At 42.6% G+C, this 24407-nt stretch carries 23 protein-coding genes; 8 read left to right on the forward strand and 15 right to left on the reverse strand.

Annotated elements, in window-relative coordinates; all coding sequences use genetic code 11:
• Positions 1 to 1980: a transglutaminase domain-containing protein gene (locus BMX56_RS22805; protein WP_090652000.1), complete on the forward strand. Its 1980-nt coding sequence runs from the start codon at positions 1 to 3 to the stop codon at positions 1978 to 1980.
• Complete coding sequence (locus BMX56_RS22810) at positions 1980 to 3893, forward strand: DUF3857 domain-containing protein (protein WP_090652001.1); 1914 nt, start codon at positions 1980 to 1982, stop codon at positions 3891 to 3893. Before BMX56_RS22805 ends, BMX56_RS22810 begins: the two co-directional genes overlap by 1 nt.
• Here the strand turns inward: BMX56_RS22810 and BMX56_RS30575 are convergent.
• From BMX56_RS30575 to mutS, 3 genes are all read right to left on the reverse strand, one after another.
• A complete protein-coding gene (locus tag BMX56_RS30575) occupies positions 3880 to 4008 on the reverse strand; it encodes a hypothetical protein (RefSeq protein WP_255369896.1) in 129 nt (42 codons plus the stop codon). The two genes, BMX56_RS22810 and BMX56_RS30575, sit on opposite strands and share 14 nt — an antisense overlap.
• 329 nt (positions 4009 to 4337) lie before the next feature.
• Positions 4338 to 4901 carry a C40 family peptidase gene (locus BMX56_RS22815; RefSeq protein WP_090652002.1) on the reverse strand — a complete coding sequence of 188 codons (564 nt, stop codon included), beginning with the start codon at positions 4899 to 4901 and terminating at the stop codon, positions 4338 to 4340.
• Positions 4902 to 5062: 161 nt separating this feature from the next.
• Positions 5063 to 7672 carry a DNA mismatch repair protein MutS gene (mutS, locus tag BMX56_RS22820; protein ID WP_090652003.1) on the reverse strand — a complete coding sequence of 870 codons (2610 nt, stop codon included), beginning with the start codon at positions 7670 to 7672 and terminating at the stop codon, positions 5063 to 5065.
• Positions 7673 to 8259: 587 nt separating this feature from the next.
• On the opposite strand from mutS, the gene BMX56_RS22825 reads away from it, so the two are divergent.
• Positions 8260 to 8967: a DNA alkylation repair protein gene (locus BMX56_RS22825; RefSeq protein WP_090652004.1), complete on the forward strand. Its 708-nt coding sequence runs from the start codon at positions 8260 to 8262 to the stop codon at positions 8965 to 8967.
• A 20-nt stretch (positions 8968 to 8987) separates the two neighbouring features.
• Here the strand turns inward: BMX56_RS22825 and BMX56_RS22830 are convergent, their stop codons facing one another.
• The gene (locus tag BMX56_RS22830) at positions 8988 to 9221 is read right to left on the reverse strand and encodes a hypothetical protein (protein WP_143065511.1); all 234 of its coding nucleotides are present in this window, start codon (positions 9219 to 9221) and stop codon (positions 8988 to 8990) included.
• Positions 9222 to 9429: 208 nt separating this feature from the next.
• Positions 9430 to 9987, reverse strand: a complete 558-nt coding sequence (locus BMX56_RS22835) for a sugar O-acetyltransferase (RefSeq protein ID WP_090652006.1) — start codon at positions 9985 to 9987, stop codon at positions 9430 to 9432.
• A gap of 452 nt (positions 9988 to 10439) precedes the next feature.
• Between BMX56_RS22835 and BMX56_RS22840 the strand changes: the two genes are divergently transcribed.
• Positions 10440 to 11198, forward strand: coding sequence for an oxygenase MpaB family protein (locus BMX56_RS22840; protein WP_090652007.1), 759 nt, complete (start codon positions 10440 to 10442; stop codon positions 11196 to 11198).
• Between the two features lie 126 nt (positions 11199 to 11324).
• On the opposite strand, the gene BMX56_RS22845 is transcribed toward BMX56_RS22840, so the two are convergent.
• A complete protein-coding gene (locus BMX56_RS22845) occupies positions 11325 to 11825 on the reverse strand; it encodes a hypothetical protein (RefSeq protein WP_090652008.1) in 501 nt (166 codons plus the stop codon).
• Between the two features lie 70 nt (positions 11826 to 11895).
• Positions 11896 to 12831 carry a cation diffusion facilitator family transporter gene (locus tag BMX56_RS22850; protein WP_090652009.1) on the reverse strand — a complete coding sequence of 312 codons (936 nt, stop codon included), beginning with the start codon at positions 12829 to 12831 and terminating at the stop codon, positions 11896 to 11898.
• Positions 12832 to 13028: 197 nt separating this feature from the next.
• Here BMX56_RS22850 and BMX56_RS30245 point away from each other — a divergent pair, with 197 nt between their 5' ends.
• Complete coding sequence (locus BMX56_RS30245; protein WP_177183888.1) at positions 13029 to 13427, forward strand: hypothetical protein; 399 nt, start codon at positions 13029 to 13031, stop codon at positions 13425 to 13427.
• Positions 13428 to 13556: 129 nt separating this feature from the next.
• On the opposite strand, the gene BMX56_RS22860 is transcribed toward BMX56_RS30245, so the two are convergent.
• Positions 13557 to 14129 (reverse strand): hypothetical protein, encoded by a 573-nt coding sequence (locus BMX56_RS22860; protein ID WP_090652010.1) that lies wholly within the window; start codon positions 14127 to 14129, stop codon positions 13557 to 13559.
• A 194-nt stretch (positions 14130 to 14323) separates the two neighbouring features.
• Here BMX56_RS22860 and BMX56_RS22865 point away from each other — a divergent pair, with 194 nt between their 5' ends.
• Together BMX56_RS22865 and BMX56_RS22870 are read left to right on the forward strand one after the other, a co-directional pair.
• Positions 14324 to 14605 carry a pyrimidine/purine nucleoside phosphorylase gene (locus tag BMX56_RS22865; RefSeq protein ID WP_090652011.1) on the forward strand — a complete coding sequence of 94 codons (282 nt, stop codon included), beginning with the start codon at positions 14324 to 14326 and terminating at the stop codon, positions 14603 to 14605.
• 62 nt (positions 14606 to 14667) lie between these two features.
• Entirely contained in the window at positions 14668 to 14997 is a 330-nt protein-coding gene (locus BMX56_RS22870) for a YbjQ family protein (RefSeq protein WP_090652012.1), read from the forward strand.
• A 124-nt stretch (positions 14998 to 15121) separates the two neighbouring features.
• On the opposite strand, the gene BMX56_RS22875 is transcribed toward BMX56_RS22870, so the two are convergent.
• The 7 genes from BMX56_RS22875 to BMX56_RS22905 all read right to left on the reverse strand — a co-directional run bounded on the left by BMX56_RS22875 (position 15122) and on the right by BMX56_RS22905 (position 21105).
• Positions 15122 to 15319, reverse strand: coding sequence for a hypothetical protein (locus BMX56_RS22875; RefSeq protein WP_090652013.1), 198 nt, complete (start codon positions 15317 to 15319; stop codon positions 15122 to 15124).
• Positions 15320 to 15354: 35 nt separating this feature from the next.
• Positions 15355 to 15846: a hypothetical protein gene (locus BMX56_RS22880; protein WP_090652014.1), complete on the reverse strand. Its 492-nt coding sequence runs from the start codon at positions 15844 to 15846 to the stop codon at positions 15355 to 15357.
• Between the two features lie 76 nt (positions 15847 to 15922).
• The gene (locus tag BMX56_RS22885) at positions 15923 to 16129 is read right to left on the reverse strand and encodes a hypothetical protein (RefSeq protein WP_090652015.1); all 207 of its coding nucleotides are present in this window, start codon (positions 16127 to 16129) and stop codon (positions 15923 to 15925) included.
• Between the two features lie 120 nt (positions 16130 to 16249).
• Complete coding sequence (locus BMX56_RS22890) at positions 16250 to 16438, reverse strand: hypothetical protein (RefSeq protein ID WP_090652016.1); 189 nt, start codon at positions 16436 to 16438, stop codon at positions 16250 to 16252.
• A gap of 530 nt (positions 16439 to 16968) precedes the next feature.
• The gene (locus BMX56_RS22895) at positions 16969 to 17568 is read right to left on the reverse strand and encodes a GIN domain-containing protein (RefSeq protein ID WP_090652017.1); all 600 of its coding nucleotides are present in this window, start codon (positions 17566 to 17568) and stop codon (positions 16969 to 16971) included.
• A 354-nt stretch (positions 17569 to 17922) separates the two neighbouring features.
• Complete coding sequence (locus tag BMX56_RS22900) at positions 17923 to 19815, reverse strand: RecQ family ATP-dependent DNA helicase (RefSeq protein WP_090652018.1); 1893 nt, start codon at positions 19813 to 19815, stop codon at positions 17923 to 17925.
• A gap of 120 nt (positions 19816 to 19935) precedes the next feature.
• Positions 19936 to 21105, reverse strand: coding sequence for an alpha/beta hydrolase (locus BMX56_RS22905; RefSeq protein ID WP_218152473.1), 1170 nt, complete (start codon positions 21103 to 21105; stop codon positions 19936 to 19938).
• Between the two features lie 347 nt (positions 21106 to 21452).
• Between BMX56_RS22905 and BMX56_RS22910 the strand changes: the two genes are divergently transcribed.
• Positions 21453 to 24398 carry a SusC/RagA family TonB-linked outer membrane protein gene (locus BMX56_RS22910; RefSeq protein WP_090652019.1) on the forward strand — a complete coding sequence of 982 codons (2946 nt, stop codon included), beginning with the start codon at positions 21453 to 21455 and terminating at the stop codon, positions 24396 to 24398.
• Positions 24399 to 24407: the final 9 nt, after the last annotated feature.

Here is a 24407-nt window from a genome sequence, read left to right on the forward strand (position 1 = left end):
ATGAAAAAAGTACTACTCATTATTATTTTACTTACTGCTGCTCAACACGTTATAAAGGCCCAGGATTTTGAGCAGAGTGTAACTACCGAAGACCTTGACTTAAAAAAATACGCAAAAGATACCGCCGCCCATGCGCTTTTTCTGAATGAATTTGGTAAAAGCAGGATAGATATGGTAAGCGACGACCACCTACGCCTGATATTTGATTACCACGCCCGCATAAAAATATTTGATACAAAGGGCATTGAACAGGGTACCATCGAAATTCCTATTCACCACAGTGCCAACGGCGAAACAACCGAAGAAGTTAGCGACATAACCGGCACTACCTATTACCGCGATGACGATGGACTAATGCGCAGCGCCCCGCTCGATTTAAAAAAGGTGTATACCGTAAAAGATTATAAATACCGCAGCACCGTAAAATTTGCCTTGCCTGGCTTAAAGCCCGGTTGTGTTATTGATTTTAAGTATAAGTTGGTCTCGCCTTATATTGATGAGTTCAGGAATTGGGATTTTCAGGATGAGATTCCCAAAGTCCGGTCCACATATGATGTCCATATCCCGGGGTACTGGTATTTTAACGTTACATTGCGTGGTATTCAAAAATTATCAAAGTCGACATCCGAATTGGAACGGGAATGTTTTCAGTCGCATGGCGCCAAAGCAGATTGCTCTCACATGACTTATGAAATGACAGATATTCCGGCGTTTGTATCTGAAGATTATATGACCTCGCCAAAAAACTTTTTATCGGCCATATATTTTGACGAGGTGGAATGGACCAACCCATACACCGGAGCTAAAACCGTAGTATCTAAAACCTGGAAAGATATTGAGCACCAGCTAAAAACCGACGAACTTTTTGGATCGCAGTTTAAGCGTAAGGAATTGATGAAAGACAGGATTGCATCCGTAATAGCCGGTAAAACAGACGAGTTGGAAAAGGCAAAGGCCATTTATGCGTACCTGCAAAAATGGTTTAAGTGGAATGACATTACATCAATATATAGCCCGGATGGTATAAAAAAAGCGTATGAAGCACACACGGGCACTATTGGTGATATTAACCTTGCCCTTGGAGCGGCCTTAAGGGCCGCCGACCTTAATACCGAGCTTGTAGTACTATCAACCCGTAACAACGGCAACATTAATATGCTTTACCCGGTAATTAACGATTTTAATTACGTGATTGCCAAAGTGAATATTGGCGATAAAAGCTACCTGCTTGATGCAACAGACCCATTATTATCATTTGGCCTGCTACCATTAAAATGCCTTAATGACAAAGGGCGGGTGATAAACCTTGATAAACCATCGTACTGGATGGAGTTAAGCGGCCTGCAAAAGGAATCAACAACCAGAGCGCTTGATTTAACTTTGCTTGATAATGGCAAATTAAAAGGAACAATTACCAACTACTACCGTGGATATAACGCCTATGAAAAACGAAAAGCCATCAAAAAGTTCAACTCGGTTGATGAGTATATTGAAAACCAGGACGAAAAGCTCCCCAAGTTAAAAATACTGAAATCGAATATAGTAAACCTGGATAGCCTTGAAATGCCGCTTGGCGAAACTTTTGAAGTTGAGATTGATGCTTATGACAATACTAACCATAACCGTTTGGTGTTTAACCCTTTTTTGTGGGAAAAAATAACCAAAAACCCATTTAAGCTGGCCGAAAGGGATTACCCGGTAGATTGGGGAATGGCATCAGACGACCGTTTAATATTAACTATGCGGCTACCGCAGGGTTATACCGTTGAAACGCCACCACAAACAGTAGCCTTTAAAATGCCCGGTGATGGCGGTATGTATGCAACCACTTTTGAAAATTCAGATAACACTTTCACCTTCTCGAACATTACAAAATTTACTAAACCTATTTACACATCCGAGGAATACCCTTACCTTAAAGAATTGTACAACAAAATAATACTTACCGAAAAGGCGGATATGGTTTTCAAGAAAAAATAATGAAAGTACTTACGTGGCTCATTTTATTATCTGCGTTGGCATTAAGCGCAAATGCGCAGGAAAACTACGATGCATCGCTTATACCTAAAGAATTGCTACCCTACGCCAGCGCCGTTATCCGCAGCAATGATATGAGCATTGAGGTAAAAGACCTGGATAATACCTATTACCGTATTAAAACCGCGGTAACCATATTAAATAAAAATGGCGACGACGAAGCCGAAATTGTAATATTTCACGACAAGGCGAACGTGATTAAAAACATAAAAGGACTGGTTTACAACCAGTTTGGTAAACCTATTGGCAAGTTTTCTGAAAGTGATTTCCAGGACGACGCCGCAGTAAGTCGCTCAGCTTTATTTGAAGATACTAAGGTAAAACATTTTCAGCCTGCTGTAACTGATTATCCTTACACGGTTGTTTATGAATACGAATATAAATCAAAGCAATCGTTGAGTTTCCAAGACTGGGAGCCTAAACCATCAGTTGATGTAGCTGTTGAAAAAAGTTCCTATACATTTAGCTGCAAACCTGATTTTAAGATCAGGTATAAAGAAATTAACATGCCCTCGCATTTGGTTGAAGGTACAAATAAGCAGGGCGAAAACACTTATAGCTGGCAGGTAAGTAACCTTAACGCATCAAAAGTTGAGCCTTATAGCCCTATTTATGAAAAGATGAGCAGCAGGGTGAAGATTTCGCCTGCGTCGCAATTTAATTACCTTGGAGTAACAGGTTCTTTTAATGACTGGAACGGTATGGGTAAATGGATCTACGATAAATTGCTATCGTCGCGCAGGGCATTACCCCAAAGCACTGTTTACAGGATGCAGGAAATAACCAAAGACATTACCGATCCTAAAGCCAAAGCCAAAAAGGTATATGAATATATGCAGGGCAAAACACATTACATTAGCGTGCAGGTTGGTATAGGCGGCTATCAGCCGTTTTTAGCGAGCGATGTTGATGCGCAAAATTATGGCGATTGTAAAGCCCTGGTAAACTATACGCAATCACTTTTTAAGGCTGTTGATATCGATTCTTATTACTGTATTGTAAAGTCGGGAACCTTAAAACGCAGCCCGCTCACTGATTTTGCAAGCATGAACCAGTTTGACCATGTGATCCTGTGTTTGCCATTTAAAAACGATACCACTTTTTTAGAATGTACCAGCCAGCAAATTCCTTTTGGCTTTTTGAGTGATTTTACCGACGACCGCGACGTATTAGCCTGCACACCCGAAGGCGGCAAATTGATGCATACCCCAAAATATCCGGCCAAAACCAATACACAGCAGTGCACAGCCAATTTTACCCTTGCTGCCGACGGAACATTATCGGGCAGTATGCTTACCAATTTTAAAGGCTTGCAATATGATAACCGCACCTATCTGCTTACCGAGCCACCTAAAGAACAAGTGAAAATACTCCAGAAAATTTACGCCATTAATAACCTGGATATCGAAAAATTTGATTTTAAAGAGGATAAAAACATCCACCCGAGCCTCACAGAAACAATCAAGCTAACTGCCCCCGATTATGGGTCGGCCGTTAATGGAAAAATAGACTTTTTGGCCAATGCTACTAACAGAAAAGATAATACCCCACGCGAGGTACGCAACAGACACTATGATTTATACATTAACACCGGTTACACCGATGAAGACGAAATTACCTATACCCTGCCCAAAGGCTATCATGTAGATATGCGCCCGGCCAGCATTTCGCTCGAAAAGCCATTCGGCAATTTTTCGGTATCCGCCACCGTTGTTGGCAACCAGTTAATTTACAAACGAAAACTGCAGATAATTGATGGTACCTACAGTAAAGATTTGTACCAGGCCTTTGTAGATTTTTACCAATCGGTAAGCGAAACCGACAACAGTAATGTAACGCTGATTAAAGATAACTAAATATCACGATGCCCAGGATGATGCCAATAATCATGACCAGGTAAAGCGTAATCTCGTTACCGGCAAACTTTTTATATTTAGTCCAAAATGAGTATTCTTCTTTTTGCTTTGACATAAGGTTGCAAAGTTAGTACTTTTTAGTGAGTGGTTGATTGGGTTGATTAAGTGAGTGGTTTAGAAGCCGCCGCCCGATTCAATATAATACAGTGGACCAACGGGAATAAGCAGGAATGTAAGGAAGATGTAAGCATTAAACCACACCTGATGTTTGTTGCCTGTTGTTGGCCAAAACAGGCACAAACATTTGGATACACTTAAATTGTTCAAAACATCAGTTTGATGTTAACCATGCAAAATATAAAATATTGATTATCAAATATTTATAAAATATATTTCTAAAATATGTTAAGTTATGTTAACCCAATTTACGTTTATCCTGATGAACTAATTAACCTGCACCGTTCCTTCGTCCACAGAACCTGCTCTTGAAAAGTATTTGTAAAGCGATGGATCGCGAAGTTTTACGATAACTACGCCGCGCCTTGAACTGGCGTGAACTACGTAGCCGTTTTGCAGGTAAACACCCACATGGCTAAATTGCTTGCCGTCAAAATCGAAGAAAACCAGGTCGCCTTCTTTCAGTTCGTCTTCATACTTGCGCTTAATAACGGTTATTTGCTTACTGGTCATGCGGGGAATGGTGATGCCATATACCTGCTGCTCCAGCAAAAAGGCCAATCCTGAACAATCCACACCATCTTTATCAAGGCCGCCAAATTTGTAGGGGGTGCCCATCCATTGCTCGATAAAAGCATACAGGCGGCCATTTTCGATATCGCTTTTACTTACGCCCATAATTTCTGAGTATTTAGAGGCAATATCCCCATCCGGCTTTACCACTTCGCCCGGCAGGCCACGCATAGCTGCCTTGCGGGTGTGGCAGGAGGTTAATACTATCGGCACAAAAAACAAAACGAAGCAATAGAAAAATAGGCGATGTTTGGTCATGCGGTAAAGGTAGAATTTAGTGAGATGTAGTGAGAACTGATGTTTTTAACAAATTAACATTTCAGATGTGCAAATTTCAGATTCCAGATGTGCAGATGTTTTATAAAATATAAAACGGCCTACCTTTCCATCTGCACATCTAAAATCTGCACATCTGAAATCTAAGACTTTATCACCCTTTGTATTTCATCCAGCTTCATCAGCGCTTCAACGGGTGTTAACGTATTTACATCGAGGTTGTTCAGCGTATCGCGGATTTTTACCAGTACCGGGTCGTCTATCGAGAACATTTGCATCTGCACGGCCTGCTTTTGCACCTTGCGGATGCTTTCTTTGATATGCTCCCCCCCTGTTCGCTCGTTTTCCAGTTTCTTCAAAATTTCGTTGGCACGGGTCAGCACTTTTTGGGGCATCCCGGCAAGCTTGGCTACGTGGATCCCGAAGCTATGCTCGCTGCCGCCGGGTACCAGCTTACGCAGGAAAATGATTTGCTGACCAACTTCCTTTACCGATACGTTGAAGTTTTTGATGCGGTTAAACGTGTTGCTCAACTCGTTCAGTTCGTGATAGTGAGTGGCAAACAGCGTTTTGGCTTTTGCCGTTGGGTGGTTATGCAGGTATTCGGCAATAGACCAGGCAATGGAAATACCATCATAGGTTGAGGTACCACGGCCGATCTCGTCAAGCAGGATCAAACTCCTGTCGGATAAGTTATTCAGGATACTTGCCGTCTCGTTCATCTCCACCATAAAGGTTGATTCGCCCGATGACAGGTTATCCGATGCCCCTACCCTGGTAAATATCTTGTCGACCAACCCAATCGAAGCCGATTTGGCCGGTACAAAGCAGCCCATCTGCGCCATCAGCACAATTAAACCGGTTTGTCTGAGCAAGGCCGACTTACCCGCCATGTTGGGCCCGGTAATGATGATGATTTGCTGCGTTTCCGAATCCAGGTATACATCGTTTGTGATATAGCTTTCGCCCAGCGGCAGGTTCTTTTCAATCACGGGGTGGCGGCCACCTTTAATGTCGAGCACTTTACTCTCGTTCATCTGGGGTTTGGCATAATAGTTTTTGATGGATATATGCGCAAAATTAAGCAGCACATCCAAACGGGCTATCAGCTGCGCATTCAGCTGAATAGGCTTTATATATTCGGCCAGCGAATACAACAAATCATTATAAAGGCGGGTTTCAATCACCAGGATCTTTTCCTCGGCGCCTAAAATCTGCTCTTCGTATTCTTTTAGCTCGGGGGTAATATAGCGCTCGGCATTAACCAAAGTTTGCTTGCGGATCCACTCCGAAGGCACCTTATCGCGGTGGCTATGCGTCACCTCAAGGTAATATCCAAAAACGTTATTAAACGATACTTTAAGCGAAGGGATGCCCGTAGCTTCAGCCTCGCGTTTTTGTATCTCCAGCAGGTATCCTTTGCCGCCAAACGCTATTTTACGTAGCCTGTCCAGTTCCTCGTTAATCCCCTCGTTCATCACCGATCCTTTTACGATCATTACCGGCGGCTCGGGGTTTAACTCGCGTTCTATTTTCTCGCAGATAGTTACGCAGGGATTTAACTGCTCGCCAATAGCACGTAATGGCAGGCTCTCAGATGCTTCAGCAGTTTTTTTGATGGAGCCGATAGCCATCAGTGCTTTTTTAAGCTGGCAAACCTCGCGCGGGTTGGCTTTTTGTAAACCTATCTTGCTGATTAACCGCTCCAGGTCGCCTATCTGGCGGATGCAGTTTTGCAGGTTTTCGCGCAGCTCTTCGTGCTCAATCATGTACTCTACAACGCCCAGGCGGTCGTTTATAGGCTTAATCTCCTTAAGGGGCATCACAATCCACCGGCGCAGCAAACGGGCGCCCATGGGCGAGCAGGTATGGTCAAGCACATCAACCAGGGTAAGGGCATTATCATTGGTCGATCCTACCAGTTCCAGGTTGCGTACGCTAAACCTGTCGAGCCATAAATACCGGTCTTCCTCAATCCGGCCAATAGCACTAATGTGCTGCAGGTTGCGGTGCTCGGTCTCATTCAAATAATGGATGGCTACACCTGCGGCTATAATGCCCAGGTTAAGCTTATCTATCCCGAAGCCTTTTAATGATTTTACACCGAAGTGCTTCAATAGCGTTTCGGTGGCGTAATCGCCGCTGTAGGGCCATTCATCAAGGGCGTAGGTATAAAAGCGGTCGCCGTAGTTATCCTTAAAATCGCGGGTGCGGCTTTTGGGGTATATCACTTCGCTGGGCGAAAAACTTTGCAGCAGCTTATCAATATAATCGCTGTTGCCCTGGGCGGTCCAAAACTCGCCTGTCGAAATATCGATGAGGGCAATGCCTATACTGTTTTTTTCAAAGTGCAGCGATGCCAGGTAGTTGTTGCTTTTTTGGTTAAGGATATTATCATTAGTGGCAACCCCGGGCGTAACCAGTTCGGTAACTCCGCGTTTAACAATAGTTTTGGTGGTTTTAGGATCTTCCAGCTGATCGCAGATGGCCACCCGCTGCCCGGCGCGTACCAGTTTGGGCAAATAGGTATCCAGCGAGTGGTGCGGGAAACCAGCCAGTTCGATATGGGTAGCAGCACCATTTGCACGGCGGGTAAGCACAATGCCCAATATGCCCGCGGCTTTAACGGCGTCTTCGCCAAAAGTTTCGTAAAAATCGCCCACGCGGAACAGCAGCAGAGCACCTGGATACTTCACCTTGATGGCGTTGTATTGCTGCATTAATGGGGTTTCTTTGGTAGTGTCTTTAGCCAAGCGGTTTACTCCTTTTGTTAATCGGGTAAAGTTAATGCATTGCCCGTGCTTTTAGGGCATTGTGGAAAAGTTGGATGGATGTGGATATCGGGGTGCTGGCTTCGGGTTGCGGGGGTCGAGTTGTGTGGTTCGGGTGCCGGGGGCCGGATATGGGATACTGTTACCAAGATTGTGTGTAGGTTTTAAAGAGCCGGGCTTTACATTAATCCGTTTTTCTTAAAAACGCGTGGGAGCGTTAAAGAATAATAGGCGTTTACTACATAGCAATCGTCTTTAAAAGTTTGCTTATCGGACGATGGGTAGCCTCTACGAGGCAAAATATTTTTTTACTTCTTGCTACAAACGGGTGGCCTCTACGAGGCAAGCGTATTTATTATTAGGGTGTCATTTTGCCTCGTAGAGGCTACCTGTTTGTAGCATTTTTTTTCTGAAATCTCTTTTTTGCCTCGTAGAGGCTACCTATCTCTGCATTAAAAAAATGCTATTACATCGAGTAAAAAGTTCAAACACAATTTCTCCGTATTGTATGAAGATTCTACTTAGAAAAACCAGGAAATAGTATAATTTTATACATAAATATTGATAAAATGAACGTAGCCGAAATCATGACCTACCTGCAGGCTAATGGCAACCAGGGCATCAAAAATATCCTGTTAAAACATGGGGTTAAAGAGCCGTTTTTTGGGGTGAAGGTTGAGTATTTAAAAACCATCCAAAAAAAGGTTAAAAAAGATTACCAGTTGGCTAAAAATTTGTATGCCACCGGTAACGCCGATGCCATGTACCTTGCCGGCCTGATTGCCGACGATGCTAAAATGACCAGGGTCGACCTGCAAACCTGGGTTAATGAGGCCATATCCAACAACATTAGCGAATATACGGTACCCTGGGTAGCTACAGAAGGCCAATATGGATTTGAACTGGCCCAGGAATGGATAAACGACAGCAGGGAGCACGTTGCCGCCGCGGGCTGGTCTACCTTAAGCAATATTGTTTCATTTAAACCGGATAGCGAACTGGATTTGGGTGTATTGAGGGAGTTGCTAAATCGTGTTGAGCAAACTATCCATTCATCGCCAAACCGGGTACGATCGACCATGAACGGGTTTATCATCAGCCTGGGAACTTATGTAGACGCATTAATGAATGAGGCTATCGCAACGGGCAATAAAATAGGAACTGTATTCGTGGATCAAAACGGAACCGCATGTAAGGTACCGGTTGCAGTGGATTATATTCAAAAGTCGCGCGCAAGGCGCAAACCGGGGACGAAGAAGAAGACGGTTAAGTGTTAATTGTTAAACCGAACAAGTGACTAATAACTTACCTCAGTCAAAACTTTTGCCAGTGGCCCGTCCATCTTCACCAGGGTTGAATATCCGGGCATATCGCCGGGCTTGAGTCTGCCTGTTAACACCTTTTTTATTATTATATCCACTTTCAGCAATTCCTTACCATTGGAATCCATCGTCCATTGGCACAATAGTTCCCGCCGGTTTACAATAGGGGCTATATTTATACCTGCCTTCAAAAAATAATTTGGATTCAAAAAAGGTAAATCTTGTTGTTCCCAATTGATATTTTCAGGGGCTATTGCATTATTATAAAGCCACAAATCCCCTATAATTCGATCATAAAACATCAAATAAGCGTATGCTACTTTCCCGTCATCTTCTATAACAACAGAATAAGCTTTATTTTGATCGCAGAATTTTGATCGCAGAAAAATTGTGTAAAAAAATCAGACATACACTTCGCTATAAATCCCTTATCACCTTGCACGGATTCCCAACCGCCACTACGTTAGCCGGAATATCTTTGATTACCACGCTGCCGGCACCAATGGTGGTATTATCGCCTATGGTAACACCGGGGCAAACAATTACACCGCCGCCAAGCCATACGTTATTGCCTATGGTTATAGGCGCAGTGTACTCGGGGCCTTTTATCCGTTCGGAAGCGATAACCGGATGATAAGCGGTATACAACTGTACATTGGGCGCCATAAAAACGTTATCACCTAAAGTTACTCGCGCACAATCCAGTATAATGCAGTTAAAATTCAGGAATAGGTTATCGCCGGCAAAAATATTAAAGCCATAATCGCAGTAAAAAGGCGATTGGATATCAATGGCATTGGTAAACCCACCCAGCAACTCTTTTAAAATGGCACGCTTGCCCTGTTTATCGTCATAATCAAGCGCATTGTAACGAGTAAACAGCTGGCGTGCTTTTGAGCGGCCGGCAATCAGTTCGACATCGCTGGCATCGTACAGGTCGCCATCCAGCATTTTTTGAAGTTCGGATTTTTGCATGGTTAAATATACCAATTGCAATGTGTGATTTTCAACGCGCAGAGAACAATGGCGCAAAGTTTTTTGAATTCATAAAATATCCGTTAATCTTTTTTTGCAACATATCTGTAACGTTTTTTTCTGAACTGTAAAATTCGGCGAGACTCGGAAGGAGAACGACGTATATCGCATGTCGGCGAGTCGACTCACCCCGACATCGCTACGCTCGTCACCCCTCACTCCGCTTCGCGCATAGAGGGGCAAATCAAAATAAAAAAAGGGGTTTACCCTCTTTGCGGCGCAGCCGGAGAGACGGTGGTCGGGCATAGCCTCGACAGGGTGAGTCTTAGCCGACGTTCAACCGAATGCTTATGTAAAACCTCAGCGTGTCATGGATAGTGTAAAACCATCAGTTGCAAATTCAAATAATATTTATTACTTTGCAACACAAAGTACTTTACAAGATTTAAAGAATGGAATATTTTGTAAGCGAGGAATCAATAGTTAGGAAAATTTGGGGTAAGGCCGATACCATCCTGTTTATTTTCGCGGGAGCGGCAGCCGAATTTGCCTTAAACAAAGCTGTTGACTGGCTGTACTTTACCGGCCGCCTGCCTGCCGACCCGCTTGGACGGTTATTTTCGACCGTTGAATATTCAAGGCAGATCATTTTTTCGGGCCAGGAATCGGCTTTAAAAGCTATTGACAGGATAACGGCCATTCACAAAGGTGTAGAAAACAGCCGCGGCGCACAAATCCCGGATTGGGCGTATCGCGATGTGTTGTTCTTGTTAATTGATCTGTCTATCCGTTCATATGAACTATTGGAGCGCAAACTAACCCAGGCCGAAAAGGGCCAAACGTTTATGGTTTTTAACCGGGTAGGCCAGCGCATGGGGCTTACCGGCCTACCAAAAAACTACTTTGAATACCTGGATATGCGCGAGGAACACTTACAACATAACCTGGTTTGTGGCGAATTGACTTTGGATTTATACCGTCAATATAAAAAACACCTCGGCGCTTCCCGTTACACGGTGTTAAAACAGGCGCAACTGCTGGTGGTACCACCATTGGTAGGCATGCATCTTCCCTTAGGAAAACTGCCCTGGCTTTTACCGGTGATATGGGCGTATAAGTTTTTAAGAATGCTTAAAGTGGAAACCTTTTTACGCAATGCCCTCCTTCCGGTAGCTTATAAAGCCCAGATCATTAGTATGGATAATGCTTAGTCTGAAGTCGGGAAGTCCGGAAGTCGGAAAGATGAGAAGGCAAACTGGAGTTGAAAGCCTTAGGTCAAAGTCAGAAGTGATCCGTCGGAAGCCTTAACTTCCGGACTTTCCGACTTTGAACAAACATCAGCGTAATTGCTGCGTTTCATCGTAGCTTAATTGAAGGTAAGCTTCGGTGGCATTAACCGATGGCCTTAAACTGATCATGGTAATTATTAAACATGCCGAGATGAGTAAATAAAACAGGTTACCTGTTATTAAAAAACAAACTATACCGAACAACGAGGGGCCTTCCAGCAGCGCGTATCTTATAATTAAGGCCGATTGATATGCTTTTAGTTTTTCTGATAGCGTTTTACTGGTACCGGCGGCCTGCTGATGGAATTTACCCAATTGCTGGTTAAACAAAAAACCGCCAATCACCGTACATACAATAGCCATTAAGGGCACAATGTAAAAAAACACGTCGTCCCTGCTGTCTTTATAATCAAAGTATTTGATGTTTTTATTGGTTATATAAGCCACTATCATAAACAATACCTGCCCCGTTATTAAGGCCAGGTGTATAATTGATGTTGTTTTTAAAGCGTTTTTAGGGGTAGCTGTTGCGGGCTGGTTATAATTCATGATAATAAGTTTAGCACTGCATATTAGCTATTTTTTCAGATATGGAGGATGTTTATTTTACAATTACCAATTAAACGTACAACTGCATATTGGGGCTTACTTTTTCCATAAAGGTATCTGGTTGGATAATAACAAAGTGAATGAGGCTATACTCATCTTTTACCCGGTTGCGGATGCGAATAATAGCATTATTAATGCCCGCGGTATCCAGGTTACTTTTAAACGAAATGATTAGCATGAGCAAAACCTCGGTAGGCGATTGATAGGTTGACATGAGGTGCATGAGCTTTAAAACGTCCTGATCCTGCTCTACAATTTCGATGATGTGTTTTTTAGTGCTTGCGCCTATCCCCTCGCCCATGAGCAAACTGCGGCTTTCGCGCGCCAGTATGATAGAAACAAATATGAGCACCAATCCAACCAGCAATGAGGCCAGGCCATCAAGATAATTAATGTGATAAGTATGACCGATAAACATACAAACAGCTACGATAACCAGGCCTATAACGGCCGCGCTATCTTCAAACAGCACCAAAAAAGTTGATGGATCTTTACTCTTGACAATAGCCTGCCACCACGAAAGCTCGCCACGCAGTTTGTTAAACTCTTTGGCCGCTATTAACAACGATGAACCCTCGAATATTACCGACATGCCCAATACCGCGTAATTCCAGGTTGGGTTACCCGGAACTTCGGGCGTGATGATATGGGCAATACCCTGGTATATGGAAACGCCCCCGCCCAGCCCAAATATGAGTATCGACACGATGAACGAATAAAAATACAACTCCTTACCATAGCCAAAAGGATGCTTTGCATCGGGCTTTTTGCGGCTTTGGTGCAAACCAAACAACAATAATACCTGGTTGGCGGTGTCAACCACAGAGTGTACCCCCTCGGCTACCATAGCGGCACTGTTACTAAAAAAGCCTGCCATAAATTTGGTTAAAGCGATAAGCAAATTTGCCGCCAGCGCAGCATAAATAGACTTGTTTGAAGATGCCATACAAAACCATAAAGCGTTAACGCAATATATTGTTTTAGCAAAACGCTAATGTTGAGCGGCACACTTTCGCAGTCGCTGATGACTAAAAATGCTGGTAGTTTTCTTGTTCAAAAAAAGAGTTATCGCAATTAATGAAAACTAAAACTTATTGGCACTGTTATCATTTAAGTTAATTTATTAATTTAAAATAAATTATTATGAAAAATTTAAAGTTAACAGCAGCAGCTGTAGCATTATCATTTGCATGTTCGGTAGTTTTTGCCGCCAATCATACGGCCATTAATGGTACCGGCGACAACGGAATCATCGCAAAAAAAGGTATGGTAACCGATACTATACCAGGTAAAAAGAAAAAGACGCCAAAAACACCTGCTCCGGCGCCAACCCCTGCACCTGTACCGTCGCCAACACCAACACCAACACCAACACCTACTGACCCGGCACCTGTTCCATCGCCAACACCTGCACCTGTGCCAAATCCGAGCCCTACACCCACTCCGAGCCCAACCCCGACTCCAAACCCCGCACCTACGCCAAACCCAAGTCCTACGCCCACACCTATGCCTACAACTCCCTCGCCTACAAAACCAGCTTAACACCTGGTAGTTTAGTTGTAGCCCGGAAAGGGCGGTTTTGACTTTAGCTAAAAAATGGATATAAAAACAAAGCCCTCTGTTTTTCAACAGAGGGCTTTAATATTTTGCAAAATACCTGGCTATGCCCGGCTATAAATTGCCATCTCCTAATTGATATGGTAATTTATCGAAGGTGCCTAAAAGTATCTGCGATATTTCTATGGATTGATAGCTTCCATCAGGATTAAGATTAACCTTTTTTGAGGTAAACGAATACGTTCCGGTAATTACTTTGGCAACCGTATCAATTGCAGTTATGGTAGCCAATCCGGAGCCCGGTTCAACAGTGCCGGTTTGTACAAATACATATTCGCCAGCATCGTTTCTTTGTTGGGTGTAATAAGTCATGTTTAATTTTCCCGTGCCGTCTACTTTGTAAGTTGCTAAAGGAAAACTATTGGTATTTGTGCTGTTGGGCACATTTATATTAAAGATAACCCGCTTTGAATCGGCAGTACCAATTACCGAAAAGGTTTTAACTTTTGTAGTACTGTTAAAAGTAATCCGTGCGTTAACCGTATCCGGGTACCATTCAACACCATTAATATTTGCAGCAAGTATTTTATCAGATGTGGTAGAAGCAGAAGTAACAACGTCTTTTTTACAGCCTTGGAAGTAGATAGCCGATATAAGTAACAGAACAATAAGTTGAATTTTCCTCATATATAAATTTTGTGCAAACTATGCGCCTTGCAGATTTTATGCAAATAACGCTCTTTGCAGATTAATAATTACAACCAAAGTTAATTTTTTCACATATTTTAACATTCGGCAGTTTTACCCTGAATTATTTAAGGCCGGCATTTATTAAAACAAATGATTTTATTTAGGCATATTAGGCGCTTAATTTAAAAAATATGATTCACGTAAACGAATATTTTGAGGGCACGGTAAAATCACTGGGCTATACCAGCGCAGAAGGCAAAAGCACTATCGGCGTAATGGAAAAAGGCGAGTATGAATTTGGCACATCGAGCCACGAAACCATGACCGTTATTGAAGGCGGGCTGGATGTACTGTTACCTGGCGAAGATGAATGGCAAACTTACATACCGGGTCAATCATTTGAAGTTGAGGCCAATATAAAATTCAAGGTAAAAACGCACGTTCAATGTTCGTACTTGTGTAAATACCGGTAAGCAGCCATTGTTGTAACATTTGGCCTTGCCTGCGCTCTAATCAACATAAACTAAATAAAACAATGGATACTTCGCTTATTACAACCAGTACCGGATTAGATGGTTACCGGATAGTTAAACATTTAGGTGTTGTACGTGGTATTACCGTACGCAGCCGCAGCGCGCTGGGCAATATTGCCGGTGGTTTTCAGTCGCTTTTTGGCGGCCGGCTTTCAATTTATGTCGAGCTTTGCGAAAACGCCCGTGAAGAAGCCTACCAGCTTTTGATACAGCATGCCCAAGCCATTGGCGCAAATGCCATTATCAACATGCGTTACGACGCAAACGAAGTAATGCAGGGCATTACCGAAGTATTGGCATACGGCACAGCAGTTGTTGTTGAAAAGGTTTGATAAACCAGCGTTGCGTGGTAACAACCGGGCCGGGCGTTCCTATGCCACCTGATAGCTAATTTAAAACAAAAAATGTCCGGCTGTTAACCGGGCATAAATAGTAAAAAATATTTCGACAGCTATACTAATTAAAATACGATAGCGGAATTGTACGCCAAAGCCCGTGGGCAAGGTGGCCAATCAGCAATTCGTAAACCAGGTAAACCGGCCAGATAAGGTAATGGATAAGCAACAAAATCAGCGAATGGTTATAATACCAACTGATCATGAGGGTATATAATCCCAATACAAGATAAAGTATGCTGGTGTCCCTGGTTTTCATTTTTTAATGGTGATAATTTTATCTAAATTAAATAATTACTTGCAATTTTTCATATTGTAAATTACGGTATAGGCAGCCGCGTTATTGGTTTGCTGCCTGCCGGTTTTGGCATCGTATTGATAAGGCTTTTGCGCCAGCGCGTTCCCGCGTAGTTGAAATTCAACGGCCATTGTGTCGGTACTTCCCTCCTGGGTATAATTCCATACGGCCTTAATAGCGTTACCCGCAAGCGTACCCGTTAAAGTTCCCTTCCGGGCATCTTTCTGCTTTGGTATCCAATACATATCGCCGGTAACTTTATTGCCGTTTATGAATATACTTACCTCGGTTGTATCCTGGGCCCGGGCACCATCAGTATAAAAAAAACAATATCGCATGTTTACAGCCGGGGCATTTGGCGCACTGCCCAATTGCGTATCGGCCGGCGAAAGTATTGAAATTGTTGTATCGTTATCGGCTGTGTTATTGCTACCAGAACAGGATGCCAGCAAAGCAATAGAAACCAGTAAGTAAAAGTTTATTTTCATGGCAGTTTAATCGTCGGTATTTTTTAGGTACGACAATTGAAAACTAAAAAGGTTCAATTTAAAAAATGCAGATTTTTCAGTGCTTTGAAACATTTTTGCGGGCAGACCGCCTTATTCGCCACAGATTTAAAAAACCAACCGTCAATATAGCAGGGCTGCAGCTACTGATCACAAAAGCCAATTGAGGATGCAGTAACGGAAAGTACCTGCGCATTATAATACCCGTAGCAAATAAAACCAGCCCAACGCCCATAATCACTTTTAGCTGGCTTTTGTTGATCATAGCGTAAAGCTACCAATTACAAGGGGTAAATTGAGGCTTTCTATAGCTAAAACATTACAATTTTTTATGTAGTGTAAACATTCATTGTGTTACACTACATAATATTGTAAAGCGGATGGGTTATCCTTTTTTTTCGGGGGGAGTAGATACAATTTCGCCAAACTCGTTAACGTAGGCCATCATACTGTCCAGGTCGCTGCCGCCGCCGTTTTGCTGGCGCTCCAGTTTACGTTGTTCTTTATCTTCTTTTTTCTTCTGACGATTTTTTTCGAGTTGTTTTTTCATGAATGTTGCCTGCGATTTAGCCATGTTTATTAAAATTTAGTTAAACAATGTGCATTTCCCGGTTTACAACTGTATCAATCTGATCAACGGAACAAAAGTTCGGTATCGGCACAAAATGAAGAGGATCTCATTAATTAAATTCCGGGCAGCAACGGTATCAGCGGGGATAAAAATGAACCCTGATCAATAAAAATTGACAGTGGCGGCTATCGGGAAATAGCTATAATTTTCCGTTATTACGCAAATATACGATTTTTTAGCACATTTCATTGGTTCATGGTTCATGGTTCATGGTTCATGGTTCATGGTTCATGGTTCATGGTTCATGGTTCATGGTTCATGGTTCATGGTTCATGGTTCATGGAACGCGGGCATAGCGGGCAAAAAGCTTTCGGGCGGGGGAGCATAATACGACGACAGGCAGACAAACGTCTAATACCTACAAAAACAGCCACCCTTGCGAGGTGGCTGGCTAAGTCTTTATGCAACAGGCAGGCAAGACCAATGAACTAATGAACCAGTGAACTAATGAACCAAAGTGAACCAGTGAACGATTATATACCTGCATATTCGGCGGCTTTGGCTGGTGCACCGGTTAATTTATCGGTTGCATTTTCAGTCACCAGGTAAGTGCGGTTAACACTTGATGCTATGTTACGTACCTGGCTATATTCGGTTACATTGCCGCTTAAATTTGCTTTTGCATGATCATTCATGGTAACACTGGCGCTGAAGGCATCTAATTTTAAATCGGCAGACGCATTGTTGTACAATTTAACATCAAGCTCGATAGATGATAAGTTTCCAAATGATTTTATTTCGGCATTATCATAAGCGGTTATTGAGGAAAGCTCTTTTGCAGTAACCCAAACCACCAGTTTTTCGGTTTTGTATGATGAAATCCTCAATACACCTTTTTGTGATTGTACCAAAGCGCTTTCGGCATAATATTGGTTGTAAACCTTTACCTGGTCGGCTGTCCCGGTAGTAACGTATACCTGTACGTTACCGTAAACTTCTATTTTATTGATGCTGCTGATATCGGTTAAAACTACGCCTTTATTGTTATTATTATCTACAGATGCGTAAGTTGAATTTGTGATGCCCAATACGGTAACTATTACTGTAAAAATGGCTATTAAGTTAGTTTTCATGGTATTAATATTTTGATTGTCAAGTAATTATTTTTGTTGTTTTTTAAATACACCTATATGACGATCTCCAATAAAAATCGTTACAGCTGTTTCCGGTGTATTAGTTGTATGCAGGTTTTTTGTCGGTGAAGCGTATAATTTATACGGTGAATTTGGAGGATCTGAGGACTGGAATCTGTGGTCGGAGGACTGGGATCGGGTTACAATGTTCGGGAACGAAGCTCGGGATACCTGAGATGGAGTATATAGACCATAAGTATCGATTTCGCTCCGTTACCTCGCAACGAAACCACACTCGTCCATCGGGGCTGAGGCTTCAGACCTCAGAATCCCGGCCTCAGACCTCCGAACCAATTAAAGATAATACTTCTCGCCGTCGGTTTTTATTTTGCCGGCATCAAGCAGCAGGCGGATGGTTTCCATTTTATCTTTTTCGGTACCTATGTTGATGGTGGTTATCAATGTACCGATATCGGGGGTTGAGATGCTGAGCAGTTGTACAACCTCGTTGGTAATGTTATCAAAAAGTTCATCTTCGTTTTTGTGGCGCTTTTCGTCGAGGCAAACATCGCAGATGCCGCATTTGCGGGCGTTGGGCTCATCAAAATAAGCCAGTAACATTTGGCTGCGGCACTGTTTATGAACAGCATACGCAAAAACTGCCTCCATTTTTTGGCGGTAGGTTTCCTTACGCTCCTGGATGTAGTTTTTGTTGATAAACAACCTGTTTGATTGCTGCCGCGCTTTTAAATAAGTAACCTGTGGTTTATCTGTTTGCTGAAGATAGCTAATTAAGCCAAACTGCTGTAGCTGCAACAACCCTTCAACAACCTGCTGAACGCTTAATGTAGTACGCCTTGACAGGTCATACTCTTTGATTTTAACATAGTTTTCAAACGCCCCCCCATATGACCGCAACAACGTTTTAATAAACGGGTCCCAGCCGGCATTCTGGATCTGGAAGTTGTAAAGCACCTCGTTAACTACCTCGAACCTGAACCGGGATGGCAGGAAAACGCTCTCGTTGAACGACAGGTATTCGTCTTTTTCCAAAAACTTAAGGGCGTTTAGTGTTTTGATGGCATCCAACTTAAAACGGCTGCAAAATTCGCCCAGGTCAAGGTCAAAGCTAAGCCCCTCGCCTGCTTCATAAGCAAGTTGGTAATAGTTGGCAAGGCAGTGGTAAACATGTTTTATTTCATCAACCGTAGGAAAGTTAAGCTCAAACAACTTCTCCTGCCGCAGCCTGTCGGCATGGGTGTATAGCAACACGCCATAAGCCTTTTGCCCGTCACGGCCTCCCCTGCCGGCTTCCTGGTAATAAGCTTCCAGGCTTTCGGGCATATCTTTATGAATAACAAACCGAACGTCGGGTTTGTCAATACCCATCCCAAATGCATTGGTGGCTACAATTACCCGCGTGCGGTTATTTTTCCAGCTTTCCTGGCGTTCGGCACGCTCGTCCATAGGTAGGCCGGCGTGGTAAAAATCGGCTTTGATACCGTTTTCATTATAATATTTGGCAATTTCTGCAGCATCTTTACGGCTGCGCACATATACGATGCCGCTGCCTTTAACCCCTTTGGCAATATCCAGCATCCGCCTGAATTTATTTTCGGCATCCTGAACAACGTAGCTGATGTTACTACGCTCAAAACTTTGCTGATAAATAACCGGATTTTTAAATTGCAGTTTATCCTGGATGTCATTTTTAACATCAGCCGTGGCTGTTGCGGTAAGGGCAAGCACAGGCACATTGGGATGTAATTGGCGCAAATCGGCTATGTGCAGGTATGGGGGGCGAAAATCATAGCCCCATTGCGAGATACAGTGCGCTTCGTCAACCGCTATCAGGTTCACCTTCATGTATTTTATCCGCTCCTGTACCAGTTCTGACAGTAAACGCTCGGGCGAGAGGTATAAAAATTTAACCGTGCCATAAATGCAGTTATCCAACGCCAGGTCAATCTCGCGCCGGCCCATTCCAGACACGATGGCTACGGCATTAATTCCCTTATCTTTTAAGTTTTCAACCTGGTCTTTCATCAGGGCAATCAGCGGTGATATGACGATGCATACCCCCTCTTTAGCCAACCCAGGCACCTGGAAACAAACAGATTTACCCCCACCTGTAGACAGCAAAGCCAGCGTATCATGACCCAATAAAACAGACTTGATGATCTCGGCCTGCATCGGCCTGAAATGATCATGGTTCCAGTACTGTTTTAATATTTCTTCGATAGTCATTTGTTAATCGGAAAGTCCGTAAGTCGGTAAAGTCCGAAAGATAATAAATGTCGGGCAGGTACAATGTCGCGGTTTTAAAAAAACAAAAATTGCCTGATATCCCTAAGCTCAGATCTGAGGCTACTTTCGGACTTTCCAGACTTCCAAACTTTCCGACTGCATTAGCCAATTATAAAATCCTGGCCAATCTCCGTTCCATTGCTTTTCATTATGGCTGGCTCCTTTGATGATGGTTACCGGGGCGTTTTCGGGCTTAGCCCCATTATTCTTTATGATCGAGGCCATTTTTTGCATATCGGCAACCATGTCTTCACTTTCGGCATCGCCGCAAACAAAATAAAAACGGGTTTTATGGCTGATGGTTTTTTGTTTGGCCAGATCGTAAATTTGGGGGGCTATCCAAAAAGCGGGCGAAAATATGCCGGCATTGCCAAATACACGCGGATATTTTAATGCGGCATACATTGATATCAGCCCACCCATCGAACTACCGGCTATTGTGGTATTTTTTGCATCAGCCATGGTTTTATAATGTGTATCAATGTAGGGTTTCAACGTTTTTGCCAGGAACTCTACATAATCGTCACCCCGCCCTTTGCCATACTTTGAATCATGAGGATCATACTCGGTGATCCTGGAATCGCCGCCATGATCAATTCCTACTATAATACACTGCTTTTGTGGCGATACTTTATCCATCAATTCGTCAATACCCCACTCTCCGTAACCACTGGTGTAATCATCAAAAAGGTTTTGCCCGTCGTGCATATAAATAACCGGGTACCTTTTTTTTGATGAAGTATAATTTTCGGGCAGGTAAATCCAAATGCGGCGCTGCCTGTTCAGTTGAGGTATCTCAAATTTATCGCTAATGATATGCACCCGGGCGGTGGTCGTATGTTTCTTTTCAGCCGGGGCAAAATTATCCTGCCAGGCGGCAACATCTAAAACTACAATGGTATCGCCGGTAACTATAAGGCTGCGGTTATCAGCAGGCTTGCCGGTTGCAGTGCATTCCACTTTATCCCAGCTCCCCCGTGTTATTTTGTAGTTATAAATCCCCTTAGGCATTGCTTTTAAAAGCCGGTAGCCACCAATGCCATCGGGGAGCAATTTCCAGGCACTGTCGGCCGGGTTCCAGCCGTTAAAATTACCTGCCAAAAACAGGCTTTCAGACTGGTTTTTCAGGGGTGGTATTTTACCCGTTTTGAAGGTTGTTTTTACCTGCCCGAAAAGCAAAAAAGTTTGGGCAAAAACCCAAAACGCGCAGAAAAATATTTTTTTTATCATTATTAACTGTTTATTTGACAATTATTTTCCGGGAACGTTCCCGGAAAATCGTTACATATTAGTAAAATTGCCTATTGTGTAATTTTGACACTTAGTTTTGTATAAATGTTAGCCAGTTTGCAAATTTCCCACAAAAAAAGGCAAAAAGTATCAAAAATACTGCCCTTTTTTGTATTTCATTAAAGTTAATTAAAACTTAATTAATTGGGTCAAAATTATCTTTTATATAAAATTTGCTTTTATTATTTCTAAATGTAAATTAGTCGCGTGCTGTTTCAGCAAAATTATCAGACCAATTTAACACCGGCTAATTAAGCCTTTTTAATTCACAAAAACCCAAAAAGTAAATGAGAAAAAATTACTCAAAAAAGTACGTTCTTCTTTGTGCCTTTCTAATGATGTCAGTAATGGCGTTTGCCCAAACAGGAAGCATTAAAGGGAAAGTATTAGACGAAACCAACGCACCCCTGCCCGGTGCTGCCGTTACTATTGACGGTACAACCATAGGTGCAACTACCGATGGCAATGGTAACTACACCATTACCGGTGTTAAGACCGGGAACGTTACCGTAACCGCTAAGTTTTTAGGTTATGTGGCTTTAAAGAAAGCTGTAACGGTAGGTAATACTGCTGTTGAGGTTAACTTTTCATTAAAACCCGACAATCAAAATCTTAACGAAGTGGTTGTGGTAGGGTACGGTACCCAAAAGAAGAAAGATCTTACCGGCTCGGTAACTTCAATCTCGGCCAAGGATTTTAACCAGGGACCAGTAACTACACCTGAGCAATTAATTACTGGCAAAGTTTCCGGTGTGCAAATTACATCAAACAGTGGTGCGCCAGGTTCTGGTAGTACAATCCGCATCCGTGGTGGCGCTTCTTTAACAGGCAGCAATGATCCACTTATTGTAGTTGACGGAATACCACTAAGTAATAATGGTATCAGTGGGGTATCTAATCCTTTAAGCTTAATCAATCCCGACGACATCGAGTCTTACAATATCCTCAAGGATGCATCAGCCACAGCAATTTTCGGTTCGCGTGCCTCCAACGGCGTAATTATCATTACTACTAAAAAAGGGAAAGATGGTAAGTTGCATATTGATTTCGATTCAAAATCATCTTTATCAAAAGTAACCAAAGAAGTAAGCGTTTTGAGCGCCGACCAATTTCGCACCGCTGTAAAAGCGCAAAGCCCCGGTCAGGCCAGCTTGTTGGGTACCGCAAATACCGATTGGCAAAGTTTAATTTACCGCCCGGCTTACACTTACGATAATAACTTGAGTATCACTGGCGGCATAAAGGGGTTACCTTACAGACTATCAGTTGGCTATCTGGATCAGGATGGGATAGTTAAAACCGATAATTTAAAAAGGACTACCGTTGCTTTTAACATAAGTCACGATTTTTTACACAACAGCTTAAAAGTAGACCTAAACTTGAAAGGTTCACATACCTTAAGCCATTTTGCTGCCGGCGCTATTGGCAATGCCATTGCATTTGATCCAACTCAACCAGTGTACTCAAATGATAAAAGCAAATATGGTGGTTATTTTGAGTGGCTCGATGGTAGTGGCAATCCAAATACCCTTGCCCCACGTAACCCCGTTGGCTTATTAAACCAACAAGATGCCCAAGGCAGGGCAACCAGGGGAATAGGTACCTTAAATGTTAATTATACTTTCCCGTTTTTGAAAGAACTGCAATTTAACGCTACTGTTGGCGGCGATTTAAGTGATGGTAAAGGATATACTTTTATACCTGCATCTGCAGCCTCTAATTTTGCTCAAGGAGGTTCATATTCGCATTATTTTAGCGAATTGTATACTTACAATACCGACTATTATTTAAAATACACCAAAGATTTTAAAGAAATTAAGAGCCATTTAGATTTGCAGGCAGGCTATTCTTACCAATATTTCAATAGCTATTATCGCACATTTCAGGGGTATAAAGCCGATAAAACCACTCCTGTGGGCAGCGCAGCCTCACCGTCATATGGCCAATATTATATTGAGTCGCCGTTTGCACGTTTAAATTACGCTTTCAACGAAAAATATTTGCTTACTGCAACTATAAGAGACGATAGGTCATCACGTTTCTCTGAATTACATAGAAACGGATATTTCCCATCTGTTGCATTTGCGTGGAGAGCAAAAGAAGAGTCGTTTTTAAAAGGAGTTGATTTCTTATCAGACTTAAAACTGAAAGCAGGATACGGCATCACCGGTCAGCAGGATGGTGGTGACTATTTCCCATACCTGGCCGTTTATGAGCCAAGTAATACTGCTGCGCAGTACCAATTTGGGAGTACCTTTGTAAATACCTTACGCTCGGACAGGTATAATGCAAATTTAAAATGGGAATCAACTGCTACTACCAATCTGGCCCTTGATTATGGGCTGTTTAACGGGAGAGTGAACGGTACTATTGAGTTTTATAACAAAAAAACCAAAGACCTTTTAATTTATACCCCAATACCCGCAGGTACTAACCTTAGTAACTATATACTTGCAAATATTGGTAACCTTACCACTAAAGGTGTAGATTTCAATATCAATGTTATCGCCGTTGCAACAAAAGATATTAACTGGAAACTTGGTTACAATTTGTCTCTAAATAAACGAAAGATCACCAATATATCCTTAACAAGCGACCCTAATCAAACCATTGCTGTAACTGGCATTCCTGGCGGTGTTGGAAACACCATTGGTTTATACAAAGCGGGTCAAAGTCCGAGCGCATTTTATGTATATCAACAGGTTTATGACCAAAATGGCCTTCCACTTGAAGGAGTGTATGTTGACAGAAACAAAAACGGAAGCTCATCTGACGACAAATATTTATACAAACAATCTGAACCAAAGGCATTTATGGGATTCAATTCAGATTTCTCCTATAAACAATGGAATTTAGGATTCAGTGCAAGGGCCAACCTCGGTAACTATCTGTACAATGCACAGTCGGCGGCTAACGGCGCTTATGCCGGATTAAAATTCTCGGGCTATCTGGGCAACCTTCCTTCAAGCGTTTTACAAACACAGTTCCAGCAATACCAATTGTACTCTGACTACTACGTAGAAAACGCGTCATTTGTACGTATGGACTATGCTACCTTAGGTTATACCTTTCACATTAAAGGAACGCACAATTTAAGGGCGTCATTTAATGTGAATAACGTATTTGTGATCACTAAATACAAAGGCCTTGATCCTGAAGTAAATGGCGGTGTGGACAACAACTTCTATCCGCGCCCAAGAGTATACACCCTTGGTTTAAACCTGAGCTTATAATTTCATAAA

The sequence above is a fragment of the Mucilaginibacter sp. OK283 genome, from assembly GCF_900110415.1.
Taxonomy (GTDB): Bacteria; Bacteroidota; Bacteroidia; order Sphingobacteriales; family Sphingobacteriaceae; genus Mucilaginibacter.